Source organism: Terrabacter sp. AAH1 (assembly GCF_054456855.1).
On sequence record NZ_JBTJJV010000012.1, the window covers coordinates 17211 to 35309 of the forward strand.

General features: G+C 71.1%; 14 protein-coding genes and 1 pseudogene. 5 read left to right on the plus strand and 10 right to left on the minus strand.

The genetic code is table 11. The features are described 5' to 3' along the window. The first annotated feature begins 89 nt into the window (after positions 1 to 89). On the plus strand, positions 90 to 1520 hold the full coding sequence (locus tag ACXR8F_RS16565) for an APC family permease (RefSeq protein ID WP_458802099.1): 1431 nt from the start codon (positions 90 to 92) through the stop codon (positions 1518 to 1520). A 435-nt stretch (positions 1521 to 1955) separates the two neighbouring features. Here the strand turns inward: ACXR8F_RS16565 and ACXR8F_RS16570 are convergent. The 4 genes and pseudogenes from ACXR8F_RS16570 to ACXR8F_RS16585 all read right to left on the minus strand — a co-directional run. Further along, positions 1956 to 2297 (minus strand): annotated as a pseudogene (locus ACXR8F_RS16570) (helix-turn-helix transcriptional regulator); the annotation flags it as partial. 158 nt (positions 2298 to 2455) lie between these two features. Beyond that, the gene (locus ACXR8F_RS16575; protein ID WP_458802100.1) at positions 2456 to 2923 is read right to left on the minus strand and encodes a SufE family protein; all 468 of its coding nucleotides are present in this window, start codon (positions 2921 to 2923) and stop codon (positions 2456 to 2458) included. Between the two features lie 4 nt (positions 2924 to 2927). Next, the gene (locus ACXR8F_RS16580) at positions 2928 to 3806 is read right to left on the minus strand and encodes a sulfurtransferase (RefSeq protein WP_458802102.1); all 879 of its coding nucleotides are present in this window, start codon (positions 3804 to 3806) and stop codon (positions 2928 to 2930) included. Positions 3807 to 3818: 12 nt separating this feature from the next. Then, entirely contained in the window at positions 3819 to 4202 is a 384-nt protein-coding gene (locus ACXR8F_RS16585) for a MerR family transcriptional regulator (RefSeq protein WP_458802104.1), read from the minus strand. Between the two features lie 85 nt (positions 4203 to 4287). Between ACXR8F_RS16585 and ACXR8F_RS16590 the strand changes: the two genes are divergently transcribed. Genes ACXR8F_RS16590 through ACXR8F_RS16600 form a run of 3 tightly spaced genes read left to right on the plus strand, consistent with a single transcriptional unit; the run spans position 4288 to position 8271 of the window. After that, positions 4288 to 5466, plus strand: a complete 1179-nt coding sequence (locus ACXR8F_RS16590) for an acyl-CoA dehydrogenase family protein (RefSeq protein WP_458802106.1) — start codon at positions 4288 to 4290, stop codon at positions 5464 to 5466. After that, positions 5463 to 7010 carry an acyl-CoA carboxylase subunit beta gene (locus ACXR8F_RS16595; protein WP_045192796.1) on the plus strand — a complete coding sequence of 516 codons (1548 nt, stop codon included), beginning with the start codon at positions 5463 to 5465 and terminating at the stop codon, positions 7008 to 7010. Before ACXR8F_RS16590 ends, ACXR8F_RS16595 begins: the two co-directional genes overlap by 4 nt. Then, positions 6964 to 8271 (plus strand): hypothetical protein, encoded by a 1308-nt coding sequence (locus ACXR8F_RS16600; protein WP_458802107.1) that lies wholly within the window; start codon positions 6964 to 6966, stop codon positions 8269 to 8271. The genes ACXR8F_RS16595 and ACXR8F_RS16600 overlap by 47 nt, the downstream gene beginning before the upstream one ends. 4 nt (positions 8272 to 8275) lie before the next feature. On the opposite strand, the gene ACXR8F_RS16605 is transcribed toward ACXR8F_RS16600, so the two are convergent. The 6 genes from ACXR8F_RS16605 to ACXR8F_RS16630 form a co-directional block, all read right to left on the minus strand. Next, positions 8276 to 8938, minus strand: coding sequence for a Maf family protein (locus ACXR8F_RS16605; RefSeq protein ID WP_458802109.1), 663 nt, complete (start codon positions 8936 to 8938; stop codon positions 8276 to 8278). A 97-nt stretch (positions 8939 to 9035) separates the two neighbouring features. Continuing rightward, a complete protein-coding gene (locus ACXR8F_RS16610) occupies positions 9036 to 11498 on the minus strand; it encodes a carboxypeptidase regulatory-like domain-containing protein (protein WP_458802111.1) in 2463 nt (820 codons plus the stop codon). 185 nt (positions 11499 to 11683) lie between these two features. Continuing rightward, positions 11684 to 13378 (minus strand): DUF885 domain-containing protein, encoded by a 1695-nt coding sequence (locus ACXR8F_RS16615; protein WP_458802113.1) that lies wholly within the window; start codon positions 13376 to 13378, stop codon positions 11684 to 11686. A gap of 124 nt (positions 13379 to 13502) precedes the next feature. Beyond that, entirely contained in the window at positions 13503 to 15221 is a 1719-nt protein-coding gene (pknB, locus tag ACXR8F_RS16620) for a Stk1 family PASTA domain-containing Ser/Thr kinase (protein ID WP_052677487.1), read from the minus strand. Between the two features lie 59 nt (positions 15222 to 15280). Further along, positions 15281 to 15517, minus strand: a complete 237-nt coding sequence (locus tag ACXR8F_RS16625) for an acyl-CoA carboxylase subunit epsilon (RefSeq protein WP_458802114.1) — start codon at positions 15515 to 15517, stop codon at positions 15281 to 15283. After that, complete coding sequence (locus ACXR8F_RS16630; protein WP_045192801.1) at positions 15514 to 17145, minus strand: acyl-CoA carboxylase subunit beta; 1632 nt, start codon at positions 17143 to 17145, stop codon at positions 15514 to 15516. The genes ACXR8F_RS16625 and ACXR8F_RS16630 overlap by 4 nt, the downstream gene beginning before the upstream one ends. Positions 17146 to 17169: 24 nt before the next feature. Between ACXR8F_RS16630 and ACXR8F_RS16635 the strand changes: the two genes are divergently transcribed. Continuing rightward, positions 17170 to 18099 carry a biotin--[acetyl-CoA-carboxylase] ligase gene (locus tag ACXR8F_RS16635; RefSeq protein WP_458802117.1) on the plus strand — a complete coding sequence of 310 codons (930 nt, stop codon included), beginning with the start codon at positions 17170 to 17172 and terminating at the stop codon, positions 18097 to 18099.

The following is an 18099-nucleotide window of genomic DNA, read 5'->3' on the forward strand; positions in this document are numbered from 1 at the left end:
CCGTTGCCGCACCGTGGTGCGTGGGCCAAGGTGGTCAGGCAGGCAACCCACCGTGGCGCTTGGCCACGACCAGACGCATGGGAGGCGACATGGCTCAGGTTGCACAACAGGAGACCCACCAGGGCGGCGAGCTGAAAAGGGTCATGGGACCCGGGCTGCTGCTGCTCTTCATCGTCGGCGACATCCTCGGGACGGGCGTCTACGCGCTCACGGGAGACGTCGCCGCAGAGGTCGGAGGTGCGGCCTGGGCACCGTTCATCGTCGCCTTCGCCATCGCCATGGTCACCGCCTTCTCGTACCTCGAGCTCGTGACGAAGTACCCGCAGGCAGCCGGCGCGGCGCTCTACACCCACAAGGCGTTCGGCATCCACTTCCTGACCTTCATCGTCTGCTTCACGGTCATGTGCTCCGGCATCACGTCGGCCTCGACGGCCTCGCGGGCCTTCGCGTCGAACCTCGCCAAGGGGTTCAGGCTCGACGACGAGAACACGACGCTGATCATGCTCATCGCGCTGGGGTTCATGGCGGTCGTCGCGCTGGTGAACCTGCGGGGCGTCGGCGAGAGCGTCAAGGCCAACATCGTGCTGACGCTGGTCGAGCTGTCGGGCCTGCTCCTCGTCATCTTCGTCGGCTTCTTCGCGATCTTCGGCGGCAAGGGCGACTTCTCGCGCACGATGATCTTCGAGTCGCCGAGCGACAAGTCGACGTTCTTCGCCGTCACCGCGGCGACGTCGCTCGCGTTCTTCGCGATGGTCGGCTTCGAGGACTCGGTCAACATGGCCGAGGAGACCAAGGACCCCGTGCGGATCTTCCCCAAGATGATGATCACGGGCATCGGCGTGACGGGACTCATCTACGTCCTCGTGTCGCTCTGCGCCGTCGCCATCGTGCCGGTGGGCGACCTCGCCTCGAGCGACACCCCGCTGGTGACGGTCGTCGAGAGGGCCGCGCCGAACGTCCCGATCAAGGACCTGCTGCCGTTCATCTCGATGTTCGCCGTCGCGAACTCGGCCCTGATCAACATGCTCATGGCCTCGCGCCTGCTCTACGGGATGAGCAAGCAGGACGTGCTGCCCCACTTCCTCGGCCGGGTGCACCCGCGTCGCCGGACGCCGTGGGCGGCCATCGTCTTCACGACCCTGCTCGCCTTCGGCCTGATCATCTACGTGTCGGGTGCGAGCGAGGACGCGGTCTCGGCCCTCGGCGGCACGACGTCACTGCTGCTGCTCGGCGTGTTCACGATCGTCAACATCGTCGTGCTCGTGCTCAGGCGCGACCCGAAGGACAGCGACCACTTCGTCACCCCGTCGTTCCTCCCGGTCGTCGGAGCGGTCGCCTGCTTCTTCCTCGTGCTGCCCCTGTCGGGCCGGCCGTCGGAGCACTACACGATCGGCGGCGGCCTGCTGGTGCTCGGCGTCGTCCTGTGGGCCCTCACCTGGATGGCGAACCGGGGCCTGCGGGCCAAGAAGACCTACTTCCGCGACCCCGACCACCTCGGCGGCGACGGCCCGGTCAACTAGCCCGCCGGTCGCCTCGGCCCCGCGCGGCCGGCCGAACCGGTCTCGGCCGGGCTCGCACTGGCACGGGCAGTCAGCGGCGCAGTAGGCCTCGAAGCACGTGTCAGGGCAGGTGCAGTCGTCGCTCGGGGGAGGGGCATCGACCACCGGCTGCCGCCCGCGCCTGAGCCTGGCCCGCATGCGCAGCTCTGCCCGGGTCGGGTGGTCGACCTGTCGCTGCCTGTGCGGAGCCGCTTGCGCTTCCCGGTCGCGTGCCGCCCGGTGCCTGAACCACGCTCGGGCTGGCGGCCGGTCGTAGCGCGGGCGTGCCTCTCGCTCGTAGGGCACCTCGTCCGGCGGTGCCAGGTCGAGGTGGGCGGGGAAGCGGCGGCCCTGGTTGTCGCGAACCAGGTCCTCCGGCACCGGCATCACCTCGCAACCGTCCGCATCGACGACCGCAAGTTTCAGGCCGGCGACCGCGAGGATCTGCTCGAAGAGCCCCAGCGTCGGCACCGATGCCCCGGACTCGATGCGGCAGACGGTGCTGGCGGTAGTCCCCACCACCTCGGCCAGGCCCCGCTGGCTCAGGTCGGCAAGGCGCCGCACCCGCACGACGTAGCGTCCGACCCTGTCGTCCGCACCGTCCCCCGCTCCCGTCCGCGCCACGACCTCAGGCTGCAACTTCGAACATGCTGCGCGCAGCGGTCGTCCACAGGGGCTCTCGTACGGGGGTGTTCGGCGCGCACACCACGTCACTGTTCCACGGGGCGCAACAGTGACGTACGCGGCTGGTGTAGTCACCTGGCGAGCGACGCTTCCGCGCGGCTACGTCACTGTTCCACGGGGCGCAACAGTGACGTACGCGGCTGGTGTAGTCACCTGGCGAGCGATGCTTCCGCGCGGCTGCGTCACTGTTCCATGGGGCGCAACAGTGACGCGGGGTGCTCCGGGTCAGCTGGTCACGCGGCGGTCTTGGCGCGGACCTGGCGCTTGATGCGGCCGAGCATGGCGACCATGCCGCGCATCCGGAGCGGGGAGACCGCCTCGGCCAGCCCGAAACGCATCGGGGCGTCGTCGGGCACGGCGAGCACCTCCGCAGCGCTGAGCCCATCGAGCCCCTCGTGGAGGATGCCGGCGAAGCCACGGGTCGTCGGCGCCTCGGCGGGGGCGTCGAAGAAGAGGCTGACCGTGCGGTCGTCGAGCGAGACGCCGTCCGCGACCTCGACCGTGAGGAAGAGGGGCGACTGGCACTCGTCGACGCGCTCGAGCTGGTCGAGGTGACCGGCATACCGCTCGGGCAGGTCGGGCAGCTCGTCGCTGAACTCGAGCAGCAGCTGCAGTTTCAGTTCGTTGCTCGCGGAGCGGAAGTCGTCGGCGATCTCGGCGAGCGAGGTGGGCAGCGACACGGCGTGTGGGGACTCACTCATGCGCTCACCTCTCGATCGGGACGCGCACCGAGTTGCCCCACTCGGTCCACGAGCCGTCGTAGTTGCGCACCGTCTCGAACCCGAGCAGGTGAGTGAGCACGAACCACGTGTGCGAGGAGCGCTCGCCGATGCGGCAGTACGCGACGACGTCGTCGTTGGGGGCCAGGCCCTGCTCGGTGAGGTAGATCGCCTCGAGCTCCTCTCGGGACTTGAACGAGCCGTCCTCGTTGGCCGCACGCGCCCACGGCACCGACTTCGCACCGGGGATGTGGCCGCCACGCATCGCGCCCTCCTGGGGGTAGTCGGGCATGTGCAGCAGCTCGCCGGAGAACTCACCGGGGGAGCGGACGTCGACGAGCGGCTTGCCGAGGTGGGCGAGGACGTCGTCCTTGAACGCGCGGATCGGGGCGTCGTCGCGCTCGGCCACCGGGTACTCCACGGGCGTCGGCGTCGGGACCTCGCGGGTGATCTCGCGTCCCTCGGCGATCCACTTCGCGCGGCCACCGTCGAGGAGGCGGACGTCCTCGTGGCCGAAGAGGCTGAAGACCCACAGGGCGTATGCCGCCCACCAGTTGCTCTTGTCGCCGTACAGCACGATCGTCGTCTCGCGCGAGATGCCGCGCTTGCCCATCACCTCGGCGAAGCGCGCGCCGTCGACGTAGTCGCGGGTGACCGGGTCGTTGAGGTCGACGTGCCAGTCGATCTTGATCGCACCGGGGATGTGGCCGGTGTCGTAGAGCAGGACGTCCTCGTCGGACTCGAGCACCACGATGCCGTCGGGTCCGCCGACAGCCCCGGCCGCGACCTGCTCGGCGAGCCAGTCGGTGGTGACGAGGCGCTCGGGGTGGGCGTACGCGGAGATCTTCGTGTCGTCAGCGCTCATGGGCCCATCGTGTCACGCGAGCTTGTCGAGGTCCTCACGGCACCGGCGCTCGAACTCGCCGAGCTCGGCGATGGCGTCCTGGATGTCGCGCAGCCGCTGGTCGAGGTCGGCGCGGCGCTCGTCGATCTGGCCGAGGACGTACTCGAGCTGCGTGCGCCGGCCGCGGGGGGCGTCGAAGAGGTCGATGATCGTGCGGATCTCCTCGAGGGGGAACCCCAGCCGCTTGCCGCGCAGGATGAGGCCGAGGCGAGTGCGGTCGCGGCGGTGGTAGACGCGCTGCGTGCCGCGCCGCTCGGGGGAGATGAGGCCGAGGTCCTCGTAGTGCCGCACCGTGCGGTGGGTCACGCCGAACTCCTCCGCCACCTGGGCGATGGTCCACGTCGGCGCACTTGTCATGGCGTCGATCCTGCTTTACGTTTACGTCAACGTCAAGCACGCGTCACGAGCGCGTGACGGCGGCGACCACCCCAGGAGAACAGCGATGTTCGAGCTCAGCCAGGACCACGAGGACTTCCGCCAGGTCGTCCGCGACTTCGCCGAGAAGGAGGTCGCCCCCCACATCGCCAAGTGGGACGCCGCCTCGCACTTCCCGGCCGACCTCGTGCCCAAGATGGGTGACCTCGGGCTGTTCGGCCTCGTCGTGCCGGAGGAGTACGGCGGCGCGGGTGACGCCGGCGACTTCACCAGCCTCTGCGTCGCGATCGAGGAGCTCGGCCGCGTCGACCAGTCCATCGGCATCACGCTCTCGGCCGGCGTCGGGCTCGGCATCAACCCGATCCTGACCTACGGCAACGAGGAGCAGAAGCAGCGCTTCCTGCCCGACCTCGTCTCGGGACGCGCGCTCGCCGGCTTCGGCCTCACCGAGCCCGAGGCCGGCTCCGACGCCGCAGCGACGAGGACCCGGGCCGTCCGCGAGGGCGACGAGTGGGTCATCAACGGCGCCAAGGCGTTCATCACGAACTCCGGCACCGACATCACCTCGGTCGTCACCGTCACCGCGCGCACCGGCACCAACGCGGACGGCTCGCCGCAGATCTCGGCGATCATGGTCCCGGCCGGCACGCCCGGCTTCGTCGTCGAGCCGGCGTACCACAAGCTCGGCTGGCACGTCTCCGACACCCATGGCCTCACCTTCGAGGGCTGCCGGGTGCCGGCAGAGAACCTGCTCGGCGCCGAGGGGGAGGGCTTCAAGCAGTTCCTCAAGACCCTCGACGACGGCCGCATCGCGATCTCGGCCCTCGCCGTCGGCTGCGCCCAGGCGTGCCTCGAGCTCGCGACCGACTACGCGAAGACGCGGACGGCGTTCGGCAGGCCGATCGGCGTCAACCAGGGCGTCTCGTTCCAGCTCGCCGACCTGGCCGTCATGGTCGAGGGCGCTCGACTGCTCACCTACAAGGCGGCCTGGCTCAAGGACGAGCTCCACGCCGGCAAGCGCTCCGTCAAGGAGGTCAAGCAGGCCGCGGCCATCGCCAAGCTCTACTCGACCGAGGCCGCCGTCACCGCGACCCGCACCGCCACGCAGGTCTTCGGTGGCAACGGCTTCATGGAGGAGTTCCCCGTGGCGCGCTTCTACCGCGACGCGAAGATCCTCGAGATCGGCGAGGGCACCTCCGAGGTGCAGCGGATGCTCATCGCCCGCGGCCTGGGGCTGCCCGCATGAGCGACTCGGACCCGAGGGTCGCCGACGTCCGGGCCCGGCTCGCCAAGGCTCACGCCGCCTCGGCGAGCGCGCCGGAGAAGGCCCAGGCAAAGCTCGACGCCCAGGGCAAGATCTACGTCCGCGACCGCATCGCGCTGCTCTTCGACGAGGGCTCCTTCGTCGAGGACGGCCGCTACGCCAACGCGCTCCAGCCCGGCCTGCCCGCCGACGGCGTCGTCACCGGCCGCGGCACCGTCGACGGCCGGCCCGCGATCGTCATCGCCAACGACCCCACCGTCAAGGCCGGGTCGTGGGGCTCGCGCACCGTCGAGAAGATCGTGCGCGCCACCGAGATGGCGCTGCGCGAGGAGCTGCCCGTCTTCTGGTTCGTCGACTCGGCCGGCGCCCGCATCACCGACCAGGTCGAGATGTTCCCGGGCCGACGCGGCGCTGGGCGCATCTTCCACAACCAGGTCGCGCTGTCGGGCAAGGTGCCGCAGATCTGCTGCCTCTTCGGCCCCAGCGCCGCCGGCGGCGCCTACATCCCCAGCTTCTGCGACCTCATCATCATGGTCGAGGGCAACGCCTCCATGTACCTCGGCAGCCCCCGCATGGCCGAGATGGTCGTCGGCGAGAAGGTCTCCCTCGAGGAGATGGGCGGTGCCCGCATGCACTGCACCGTCTCGGGTGTCGGCGACCTGCTCGCCCACGACGACGCCGAGGCCATCGAGCTCGCCAAGCTCTACTTCTCCTACGTGCCCGGGACGTGGCGCGACCACCCGCCGACGTATGCCGCCGAGGAGCCCGCGACGCCGCTGACCCGCGACACGGTGCCCGAGCGCGAGTCGGTCCCCTTCGACATCCACGACGTCATCGACGGCCTCGTCGACGACGACTCGTTCTTCGAGCTCAAGCCGCTCTGGGCCGGTGAGCTCGTCATCGGTTTCGGCCGCCTCGACGGGCAGAGCGTCGGCATCGTCGCCAACAACTCGATGGTCAAGGGTGGCGTGCTCTTCACCGACAGCGCCGACAAGGCCGCCCGGTTCATCTGGCTCTGCGACGCCTTCAACATCCCGCTCATCTACCTCGCCGACGTGCCCGGCTTCATGATCGGTTCGGAGGTCGAGCGCGGCGGCATCATCCGCCACGGCGCCAAGATGGTCAGCGCCGTCTCCTCCGCCACGGTCCCGCAGTTCTGCGTCGTCGTGCGCAAGGCGTACGGCGCCGGGCTCTACGCGATGGGCGGCCCCGGCTTCGGCCCCGACGCCACGATCGCCCTGCCGACCGCGCGCATCGCGGTGATGGGGCCCGAGGCCGCCGTCAACGCTGTCTACGCCAACAAGATCGCCGAGATCGCCGACGCCGACGAGCAGGCCCGGTTCGTCGCGGACCGCCGCCGCGAGTACGAGGAGGACGTCGACATCGAACGGCTCGCAGCCGACCTCGTGCTCGACTCCATCATCGAGGCGGATGAACTGCGCTCGGACCTCGTGCGCCGACTGGCCTATGCTTCCCGGCGTGACCGTCACTTCAGCGAGCGCAGACGCGCCGTCCCGCCGGTCTGAGCCGCGCCTCGGTCACCGGCTCGAGCACCCCGACCGCGAGGCGGAGCTGAAACTGCCGTTCTGGCGACGGTTCCCCGTCTGGTTCCCCTTCGCGGTCTTCGGTGTCTCCCGCATCTTCGTGTGGGTCGCGGCCACGTACCTCTCGAGGTACCAGATCCCGCTGCCCATCGGCACCGCCAACATCCGCATCTTCTACCCGACCCCGGCCGACCCCGGCTACAACGCCGTGATGACCGGCTGGGACGGCCAGTGGTACCGCGTCATCGCCGAGCAGGGCTACCCCGCGGTGCTGCCCCGCGTCGGCTGGGGCGGCATCGACATGAACCCCTGGGCCTTCTTCCCGGTGTTCCCGATGACCGTCGGGCTCATCATGAAGGTCACCGGCCTGCCATTCGCCCTCGTCGCGCCCGTGCTCTCGACCCTCATCGGGTTCGTCGCGATGTACATGCTCTTCAAGCTCGTCGACCAGGTCGTGGGCCGCTGGGAGGCGATCGTCGCGGTCGTCGCCACGAGCTTCTTCATCGCCTCACCCGCCTTCTCGGCGTCCTACACCGAGTCGACCGCCCTGCTCGGCGTCGTCACGGTGCTCTGGCTGCTGCGGCGCCGGCAGTACTGGTGGGTCGCCGTGACGCTGCTCGTGCTCTCGCTGAGCCGCAACGTCGTCATCGCCATGGTGCCGGTCATCATCGCGCACGCCGTGGTGCGCTGGCGGCAGGGTGACGAAGGCCCCCACCCGTGGAGGTTCCGGGTCGCGATGGGTGTGCTGGCGGCATACGCAGGCGCACTGACCTGGCTCTGGCCCACGATCGTGACGATCGCGACGGACACCCCGAACGCGTACAACGACACGATGCTCGCCTGGAACATCGAGACGAAGATCAAGCTCTACCTCTGGTGGGACCTGCTCTACGACTACTGGGGCGTGCTCGGGCAGGTCGGCGGCGTGCTCGGCGTCGCGGCGTTCGCGTGGTTCATGCTGTCGAGGCACTCGTGGCGCTGGGGCCCGGAGATCTGGGGCTGGGCCGGTGCCTACCCGGCATACATCATCCTCGTCACCAGCACGACGCCGAGCCGCGTGCGCTACGCGCTGCTCGCGTTCCCCATGACCCTCGTCATCGCCTGGTTCCTCAAGCTGCTCTGGTGGCGGCGCTACCGCTACTGGGTGCTGGCGCTCATCGTCGTCGCGGGCGCGGCGCAGATGTGGTGGTGGACCGAGCACTACCTCGTCATCGAGAACCTCACCGACGACCTCTACCCCTGACCGGCTACTGCTGCCCGGCACCACCGACGACGTCGAACCAGCCGATTCCGGCGTCGCCGAGCAGCTCGCGCAGCAGCGGCAGGGACAGGCCGACGACGTTGTGGTGGTCGCCCTCGACAGCGGTGACGAAGGCGCCACCGAGCCCGTCGATCGTGAACGCGCCGGCGACGGTGAGCGGCTCGCCCGTCGCGACGTAGGCGTCGATCTCGTCGTCGGAGAGCTTCGCGAAGTGGACGGTCGTCGACGCGGTCGCGCCGAGGGTGGCGCCGCCCGGGCCCCGGTCGTCGACGAGCCAGTGACCCGTGTGCAGCACGCCCGAGCGGCCGCGCATCCGGTGCCAGCGGCTGACCGCCTCGGCGGCGTCGGCCGGCTTGCCGTGCACCTCCCCATCGAGCTCGAGCACCGAGTCGCACCCGACGACGACGGCTTCGTCGTCGAGGCCCGAGGCGACGTCCTCGGCCTTCGCCCGCGCCAGGAGCAGGGCGATGTCGGCGGGCTCGAGCGGGCCGTAGCGCTCGGTGGCCTCGGCCACGGCGAGGTCCTCGTCGACGTCGCTCACGACGACGGTCGGATCGATGCCGGCAGCACGCAGGGTCGAGAGGCGCGCGGGGGAGGCCGAGGCGAGGACGAGGTGGACCGCGGCAGCGTCGGAGAGGGGGGTCGACATGCCGTCATCGTAGGGGCCGGCCGAGAGCCGGGGACGACGGACGGCGTCGCCCCGGTCCGGGGCGGCGCCGTCGTCGTCGTGGCAGCTGCGTGGCGCGTCAGGCGATCGCTGCCGTCTGGGCCGAGTAGACGGCCTTGGTGAGGTAGCCGGACCTGACGCCCGTGACCCTGACCTTGACGTACTTGCCCTTGTCGAGGCTCGTCAGCTTGTACGACTTCGCGGTCGCCCCCGAGATGGCGACGCCGGAGCGGTACCACTGGTAGGTGAACGTCGTCGGCGCCGGGGTCCACGTGCCGGGCACGGCCGTCAGCGTGTAGGCGACCTTGCGGGTGCCGGAGATGGTCGGGGCCGGCGCGGTGAACGCGCCGAGCACCGCGGACGTCGCCGCCGAGGTCCGTGCCGTCGTGAGGTAGCCGGACTTGGCCCCGGTGACCTTGACCGTCATCGTCTTGGCCTGGTCGGTGGTCGTCAGCCTGTAGGTGCTCGCCGTCGCGCCCGAGACGGCGACGCCGGAGCGGTACCACTGGTACGTCAGGGTGACCGGCGCAGGGCCCCACGCGCCGGGAACCGCCGTCAGGGTGTAGCCGACGGCCTTGGTGCCGCTGATGGTCGGTGTCGGGGCCGTGAGGGCACCGAGCACCGCGCTGGTCGCGGACGACGTCCTGGCCGCGGTGGCGTATCCCGATTTCGTGCCCGTGACCTTGACGGTCATCGTCTTGGCCTGGTCCGTGGTCGTCAGCGTGTAGGTGCTGGCGGTCGCGCCCGAGACGGCGACGCCGGAGCGGTACCACTGGTAGGTCAGGGTGACCGGCGCCGGGCCCCACGTGCCGGGGACGGCCGTGAGCGTGTAGCCGACGGCCTTGGTGCCGCTGATCGTCGGCGTCGGGGCCGAGAGCGCGCCCAGCACGACCGGGCCGGTCGCCGCCTGCTGGAGCGTGCCGGCGCCGTTCTGGCCGTAGGCGCTCATGCGCAGCGTGATCCGCTTGCCCATCATCGCGCTCGTCAGCGCCAGCGGCGGCGGCTGGTCGTAGCCGTAGCTCGTGTCCTGCGGCACGCCGCCGACGACCCAGGTGTACGAGGGGTTCCAGTCGCCGGCCGGGGCGATGGCGCCGTGGGCGGCCGTCAGCGAGCTGCCGACGACCCCGCTGCCGGAGATGGTCAGCGGGCTCGACAGCGACGGGGCACCGGAGCCCATGACCTCGGCGCCGTTGGCGTGCATCACGGCGCTGCGGTAGCCGGCGAGTGCACCGGTCACCTTCGCGGTGACGTAGGAGCCGGCGAGGTCGCTCGTCGTCGTGAACGTCGACCCGGTGGCTCCGGCGATGGGCACCAGCCCGTCCGTGCCCTGACGCATCCACTGGTAGGTCAGGGCCACGCCCGACGGGCCCCACGCGCCGGGGTCGACGGTGAGCGTGCTGCCCACCGCCGACGAGCCGCTCACGAACGGCTCGCCGGCGGTGAGGCCGTTGCCGGCCACGGGGAGGACCATCGTGAGCTCGCGCTTGCGGTTGTCGCTGGTCACGGTGAAGGGTGTCGCGGCGTCGAGTGTCGCCACGTTGTCGTAGCAGCGGTCCTGGTAGCGCGTGGCGGGTGCCCAGCCGTTGTCGTACCACGTGTCGTAGACGCAGACCTTGTACGTCTTGCCGAGCTCGGTCTCCTCCGCGAAGGTGCCGTCGGCGCCGGTGAGGAGCGGGCCGTACTGGCGCCCCCACCAGTCGCCCTCGGCCGGGCGGTACTCGAAGAGGTTCCAGTTGACGTTCTCGAGAGGCTTGCCGGCGGCGTCGGTCACCGTGACGACGACGCCGGTCCACGGGTCGAGGACGAAGTTGACGCCGGTGATCGTCGTGCCGGCCGGGATGTTCCAGGCGACGTAGTCACTCGTGCTCTTCGTGCCGTCCCAGCTCGCCGAGGCGTACTGGTGCCGGTCGTTCGGGTCGTAGGCCCAGACGTTGCTGGGTCCCGACTCGACGCCGGTCAGGGTGAAGGTCCCGTCGGCGGCCGACGTGGTGTCGTTCGACATGCCGCCCGTGGTCTTGGTGGCGTCGACGGCGAAGCCGCTGACGGGCTGGCCGGCCGTGTTCTTCACGGTGCCCTTGATGGTGGAGCGGCGGTCGAGCTGGATGTTCGCGACGGTGGCCGTCGCGCCGGCGGTGACGGGCGTCGCGTCGTCGAAGCTGCCCTTGTTCGCGTACCACTCGGTGCCCCACTGCGTGGCGCACGTCATCTCGCCCCAGCAGCCGGCCTCCATCTTGTAGGGGCCGGGCGAGGTGAAGGTGGCGGTATAGGTGCCGTCGGACCGGAACGTGACCGATCCGGCGTCGTTGTAGGCGGCGTCGTAGAACCAGAGCCCTGCGTCGCCGACGCCGACGACGGCGCCGGCCGCGTCGAGTCCGGTGACGCGGCCCGAGATGGTGTAGGTGGCGGCGTTGGCCGAGGGCGCGGCCAACGGCAGCAGCCCGAGTGCGACGGTGGTCGCGGTGAGCACGGTCAGGAGACGGCGCGCAGCGCGGCGCGTGGTCGTCCCCTCGGCCCGGCGCACCGCTGTGCGGTGGCGGAACACGGTCTTCTCCCCTGTGAGCTGTGAGGCGCCTGCGTGGAGTCGGCGGCGCGAGCACAGCATAGGTGCGCCGCAGAGCACCCGGCGATGGGGAGGAGTACCCATTCGTCGCACCGTGCATGACGGCCCCCGACCGTGCTGGTCGGGGGCCGTCCACGGCTCGTGACGACGCGCTTTGCTGCGTCCGGTCAGATCTCCTGGAGCACCGCTGCCCGCAGCGTGTCGAGGCCGACGCCGCCGATGTCGAGGGCGCGGCGGTGGAACGCCCTGAGGTCGAAGGCGTCGCCCTCGCGCTCGCGCACCTCGTCACGCAGCTGCAGCCACAGTCGCTCGCCGATCTTGTAGCTCGGCGCCTGACCGGGCCAGCCGAGGTAGCGGTTGAGCTCGAACCGCAGGACCTTCTCGTCCATGAAGCCGTAGCGGGTCAGGTAGGTCCACGCCTTGTCGTAGTCCCACGCCCCGCCACCGACCTCTTCGGGCGCGTCGAAGCCGCAGTGCACGCCGATGTCGATGACGACGCGGGCGGCCCGAAGTGACTGTCCTGCAAGCCAACCCATGCGGTTGCCGGGGTCGTCCATGTAGCCGAGCTCGGCCATGAGGCGCTCGGCGTAGAGCGCCCAGCCCTCGCCGTGCCCGGACGTCCACGCCTCGATGCGCCGCCACTTGTTGAGCAGCGACGACCGGTAGACGGTCTGGGCGACCTGGAGGTGGTGGCCCGGGACGCCCTCGTGGTAGACGGTCGTCAGCTCGTTCCAGGTGCGGAACTCGGTGTTGCCCTTGGGCACCGACCACCACATCCGCCCCGGTCGGGTGAAGTCGTCGCTGGGACCGGTGTAGTAGATGCCGCCGGTCTGCGTGGGCGCGATCATGCACTCGATGGTCTGGACGGGTCCGGGGATGTCGAAGTGGACGTCCTTGAGCTGCGCGATGACCTCATCGGCGCGCTCCTGCATCCACGCCTTGAGGGCGTCGGTGCCGTGGAGGTGGTACTTCTCGTCGGCGTCGAGGATCTCGACCCCGCGCTGCACGCTGGCGCCGGGCTCGAGCCCCTCGGCGATCTCGGTCATCTGCGCGTCGAGGCTCGCGACCTCCTGCTGGCCCCAGCGATAGGTCTCCTCGAGGTCGACGGCCGCACCGAGGAAGTAGCGCGACTCGAGCCGGTAGCGGTCGATGCCGCAGGCGTCCGCCTCCGGCGCGTGGGGCAGCAGCTCCCGCTCCAGCCAGTCGGCCATCTCGCCGTATGCCGCCGCTGCCGCCGCCGCCGCGTCGGCCAACCGTGCCTTCACGTCACCCTCGAGCGGGGCAACGCCGACGGAGGCGTCGGCGACGATCTTCGCGAAGTAGCCGTCGTCGGTGACGAGGTCGCGCGACTGCTCGGCGCACGCCTCGACCTGGCGGCGAGGGGAGACCTGGCCGCGCTCGCGAGCCACGAGCAGGGACTCCTTGTAGCCCTCGAGGGCGGCCGGGACCTTGGCCATGCGGGTGGCGAAGGTGCTCCAGTGCTCCTCGGTGTCCTGGGGCATGAGGTCGAACACGTCGCGCACGGACTGGAGCGGCGACGCGAGGACGTTCAGCGACATCTCGTCGAGCCCGGCGGCATACCGGTCCTCGGAGAGCTGGAGGCGCTCGGTCATCGCGTCGATGGTGACGCGGTCGACGTCGTCGGCGGCCGTCGCGTCGGCGAGCTCGGCGAGGGTGGCGCGACGCAGCGTCGACGCGGCGGCGTTGCCGGCCGGGGAGAGGTCGTCGAGGTCCTCCTCGGCGCCGGGGACGCCGAGGAAGGTCGCGTTGATGGGGCTGAGGGCGACGGCGGCGTCGAAGTAGGTCTCCGCGATGCGGTCCACGTCGGTCCGGGGTCGCGCTGTCTGGGTGTTGGCAGTCACCCGGCGAACGTATGCGAGCGCGGCGGCGCGTGCCAGTGCATTGACGGCGGGGCGCGCCGCCGCCGAGTCGACGCCGAGTCGACGCCGGATCGGCGCCGGGTCGACGCCGGGTCGACGCCGGCGTTCAGTCGCTCTGGTTGCCGTTGCCCTTGTCGTTGGGCTTGCCCTTGTCGCTGCCGCCGTCGCCGCCACCGGAGACGACGAGCACGACGACACCGTCTGCCGTGGTCTGGCCTGCGCTGGGCCACGTGCCGACGACCTGGTCCTTGCCGTCGCCGGGCACGGTCACCCGCGTCACCCGGACGTCCTCCTTCTCGAGGCGCGACATCGCCTGCTTGGCCTCGGTGCCGACGAGGCCGTCGGGCACGACGAAGGAGGTGTTGCTGTCGGAGGGCGCGTGGCCGCGGCTGACCACGAGGGCAACGGTCTGCCCCTTGCTCATCGCCTGTCCCTCGCCGGGGAACGTGCCGAGGACGGTGTCCTCGGGCTTCTCCGAGCGTACGAGCACCCAGCGCACGTTGACGCCGGACTTGATGAGCGCGTCGACGGCGGCGCCACGCTGCGCGCCGACCAGGCCGTTCGGCACGGAGGTGCCGTCGCTCGGCTGGGGGTCCGTGGAGGTGGGCGACGGAGCCGCGGTGGTGCTGCTCGCCTTGGGGGTGGGGCGCGAGACCGGGGCGGCGGTGTCGGCCTCGCTGCCGGAGCCCGACAGCAGGACGAAGCCGAGCACGCCCACGAGGGCGAGGATCACGGCGCCGAGCACCCAGACGGCGACGCTCGGACCACCGCGGCGGCCGTCCGCGGTGCGGGCGCGACGGGGAGCAGCCACGGCGGGGGCGTCAGCCGTGTGCAGCCGCCCGGTGGGCGCGGGGTCGCCGGCCGCCGCCACGGCCTGGGTGGCCGTGCCGGTGTCGGAGGAGACACCCAGCGCCGGCATCCGGGCCGTGTTGGCGCCGGCGGCGAGCACCGAGGTCGCCGCGCCGGCGGGCAGCGCGCGGGTGGCGGCGTCGGCGCCGGACTCGCGGCGGGCCAGGGCCATCGCCATGGCGTCGGCGTCGGCGTAGCGCTCGGAAGGCACCTTCGCGGTGGCGCGGAGGACGACGTCGTCGAGGTCCGCGGGCAGGTCGTGCACGCGCGAGCTGGGCAGCGGCACCGGTTCGTCGAGGTGGCGCATGGCGATCGCGACCGGGGTGTCGCCGTCGAAGGGCACCGACCCGGTGAGCATCTGGAACAGCAGGATGCCGAGCGAGTAGATGTCGGTGGCCGGGGTCGTGGCCTGGCCGCGCGCCTGCTCGGGGGAGACATAGGCGGCGGTGCCCATGACGGTGCCGGTGTCGGTGAGCGAGGCCTGGCCGAGGGCCTGGGCGATGCCGAAGTCGGTGACCTTGACCGTGCCGTCCGGACGGACGATGACGTTGCCCGGCTTGATGTCGCGGTGGACGACGCCGGCTCGGTGTGCGGCGCCGAGCGCGGAGCAGACCTGCTCGGCGATGCGCACGGCGTCGCTCGGGGTGAGGCGGCCGACCTGGCGCAGCAGGCGGGAGAGGTCGGAGCCGTCGACGTGCTCCATGACGATGAAGTGGGAGGAGCCGTCGACGCCGTAGTCGTAGACCTGGGCGATGTTCGGGTGCGAGAGCGCGGCGGCCGTCGTGGCCTCGCGGCGGAACCGCTCGACGGACTCCGGGTAGTGCGCCACGGCGGGCGCGAGCACCTTCACCGCCACGACCCGGCCGAGACGGTCGTCGGTCGCGAGGTGGACCTCACCCATGCCGCCGACGGCGATGCGCTCGCGCAGCGTGTAGCGCTCGGCGAGGCGGACGGCTGCTGAGGAGTCGACGGACATGGGCAAACAGCCTAAGGGTGCACGCCCCGGAACGCCCAACCGAAGTGGGCGTTCCGGGGTCAGCGCGGCAGGCCGCTGGCGCGCCAGCCGCCATGTGCGCGGGACGGCCCCACGAGGCGCCACGACGGGTCGGACCAGGCCGACCTGCCGTGCTCCGGGGGTGCCTCCTCGCCGTCGCCGAGCGCGGAGAGCACGGCGACGAGAGCCGCGACCTCCTCGGGGGTCGCGTTGCCCTGCACCCGGATGGCGGCGGTGGCTGTCGACGTGTCGTTTCCCACACTCGTGCCGTCGCTCACAGCGGGATGTTCCCGTGCTTCTTGGGCGGCAGCGTCTCGCGCTTGTTCTGCAGGGCGCGCAGGGCCCGGGTCACGTTCATCCGCGTGTTGGAAGGGCTGATCACGGTGTCGATGTAGCCGCGCTCGGCCGCGATGTAGGGGTTGGCGAGCGTCTCCTCGTAGTGCGCGACCAGCTCGGCGCGGTGCGCCTCGACGTCGCCGCCCTCGGCGGCCGTGGCCGCGAGCTCCTTGCGGTAGAGGATGTTGACGGCTCCCTGCGCGCCCATGACGGCGATCTGGCCGGTGGGCCAGGCGAGGTTGATGTCAGCGCCGAGGTGCTTGGATCCCATGACGTCGTAGGCGCCGCCGTAGGCCTTGCGGGTGATCACGGTGATCTTCGGGACGGTGGCCTCGGCGTACGCGTAGATCAGCTTCGCGCCGCGACGGATGATGCCGTCCCACTCCTGGCTGGTGCCGGGCAGGAAGCCGGGCACGTCGACGAAGGTGAGCACGGGCACGTTGAAGCAGTCGCACGTGCGCACGAACCGGGCCGCCTTCTCGGAGGCGTCGATGTCGAGGCAGCCGGCGAACTGCAGCGGCTGGTTGGCCACGATGCCGACCGACATGCCGTCGACGCGGGCGAAACCGGTGATGATGTTGGGCGCGAAGAGCGGCTGCACCTCGAGGAACTCGCCGTCATCGACGATGTGCTCGATGACCTGCTTCATGTCGTAGGGGACGTTCGGCGAGTCGGGGATGCACGTGTCGAGCCAGCGGTCGTCGTCGGTGACGGCGAGGTCGGCCTCACCCTCGCCGAACGAGGGAGGCGTCTCCATGTTGTTGCTCGGCAGGTAGGACAGCAGCGCCTTGACGTAGTCGATGGCGTCCTGCTCGTCGGTGCCCATGTAGTGCGCGACACCCGACTTGCTGTTGTGGGTCAGGGCGCCGCCGAGGTCCTCGAAGCCGACGTCCTCACCGGTGACCGTCTTGATGACGTCGGGGCCGGTGATGAACATGTGCGACGTCTGGTCGACCATGACGGTGAAGTCGGTGATGGCGGGGGAGTAGACGGCACCACCCGCGCACGGGCCCATGACGAGGCTGATCTGCGGGACGACGCCGGAGGCGCGCACGTTGCGGTGGAAGATCTCGCCGTAGAGGCCGAGGGAGACCACGCCCTCCTGGATACGGGCGCCACCGGAGTCGTTGAGGCCGATGACGGGGCACCCGATCTTCATGGCGAAGTCCATGACCTTGACGATCTTCTCGCCGAAGACCTCGCCGAGGGAGCCGCCGAAGACGGTGAAGTCCTGCGCGAAGACCGCGACCTGGCGGCCGTCGACGAGACCGTAGCCGGTGACGACGCCGTCGCCGTACGGGCGGTTCTTCTCCTGCCCGAAGTTGTTGCTGCGGTGCCGGGCGTACTTGTCCATCTCGATGAAGGTGCCCTCGTCGAGCAGCATCGCGATGCGCTCACGGGCGGTCTTCTTGCCGCGGGCGTGCTGCTTCTCGACCGCGCGGTCCGACCCCGCGTGGGCGACCTCTGCGACCCGCCTCTTGAGGTCGGCGAGCTTGCCGGCGGTCGTGGTCAGGTCGGGACCGTCTGAGGTGCTGGTGGGCTGCTCCGCCACGGCGTGTTCGCTTGCCATGCTGGGCAGCCTAGCCTTGGAAGCGTGCGCGATTCGCTCGACTCGGACTCCGTCGGTGCGGCCTTGGTCACGTCCGGCCGCCCATGGCGCGGCCTGGAGTTCCACCCCGCCCTCGGCTCGACCAACACCAGGCTGCGAGAGCTGCTGACCGGACGCCCGGACCAGCCGCCTGCGGCGACCCCGGGGCCGTATGCCGGCTCGCCGGCTCCCGGCGAGGGCGCGCTCTGGTGGGTGGTGGCCACCGACCACCAGACCGGCGGTCGCGGACGCCTGGGCCGGGCCTGGACGGTGCCGGACCGCGCCTCGCTCGCGGTCAGCGCCGCCGTCCCGGTCGCGGACCCGGCCCAGGCCGGGTGGCTGCCGCTGCTGGCCGGCCTCGCCCTCGCCCGGGCCGTGCGGGACGTCTCGCGGGCGGCCGGGCACGAGATCGCGCCGCGGCTGAAGTGGCCCAACGACGTGCTCGTGCCCGAGGACGGCGACCGCAAGCTGAGCGGCATCCTCTGCGAGCTGGTGACGGTGGGCGAGGGGCAGGCCGTCGTCGTCGGCACGGGCGTCAACGTCGACCAGGGGCGTGAGGAGCTGCCGGTGGACACCGCGACCTCGCTGGCCCTTGCCGGTGTCGCGGTGCGCCGCGAGGAGCTCCTCGTCGCCTACCTCGACCACCTCGCCGGCGTGCTCGTCGATGCCGGCATCGTCCCGGTGCCGGCGGCCCCCGGCGACGCGTCGGTGCGAGCCGGCGCCGGCGCCGACGCGGTGCGCGCGGCCTACCGCGAGGCGTGCTCGACCATCGGGAGGCAGGTGCGGGTGCTCCTTCCGGCGGGCGACTCGGTCCTCGGCGAGGCCCTGGGCGTCGACGACGACGGGGCCCTCGTCCTGCGCACCGACCGAGGCACGCGGGCGTTCGCGGCCGGCGACGTCGTCCACGTCCGACCCGCGGGTGACGGGCTGGCATGA

Excerpts from the sequence above, each read along its gene's own strand:
- ACXR8F_RS16565 (WP_458802099.1), top strand. The coding sequence starts at position 90 with ATGGCTCAGGTTGCACAACAGGAGACCCACCAGGGCGGCGAGCTGAAA.
- ACXR8F_RS16575 (WP_458802100.1), bottom strand. The coding sequence starts at position 2,923 with ATGAGTGAGTCCCCACACGCCGTGTCGCTGCCCACCTCGCTCGCCGAG.
- ACXR8F_RS16580 (WP_458802102.1), bottom strand. The coding sequence starts at position 3,806 with ATGAGCGCTGACGACACGAAGATCTCCGCGTACGCCCACCCCGAGCGC.
- ACXR8F_RS16585 (WP_458802104.1), bottom strand. The coding sequence starts at position 4,202 with ATGACAAGTGCGCCGACGTGGACCATCGCCCAGGTGGCGGAGGAGTTC.
- ACXR8F_RS16590 (WP_458802106.1), top strand. The coding sequence starts at position 4,288 with ATGTTCGAGCTCAGCCAGGACCACGAGGACTTCCGCCAGGTCGTCCGC.
- ACXR8F_RS16595 (WP_045192796.1), top strand. The coding sequence starts at position 5,463 with ATGAGCGACTCGGACCCGAGGGTCGCCGACGTCCGGGCCCGGCTCGCC.
- ACXR8F_RS16605 (WP_458802109.1), bottom strand. The coding sequence starts at position 8,938 with ATGTCGACCCCCCTCTCCGACGCTGCCGCGGTCCACCTCGTCCTCGCC.
- pknB (WP_052677487.1), bottom strand. The coding sequence starts at position 15,221 with ATGTCCGTCGACTCCTCAGCAGCCGTCCGCCTCGCCGAGCGCTACACG.
- ACXR8F_RS16630 (WP_045192801.1), bottom strand. The coding sequence starts at position 17,145 with ATGGCAAGCGAACACGCCGTGGCGGAGCAGCCCACCAGCACCTCAGAC.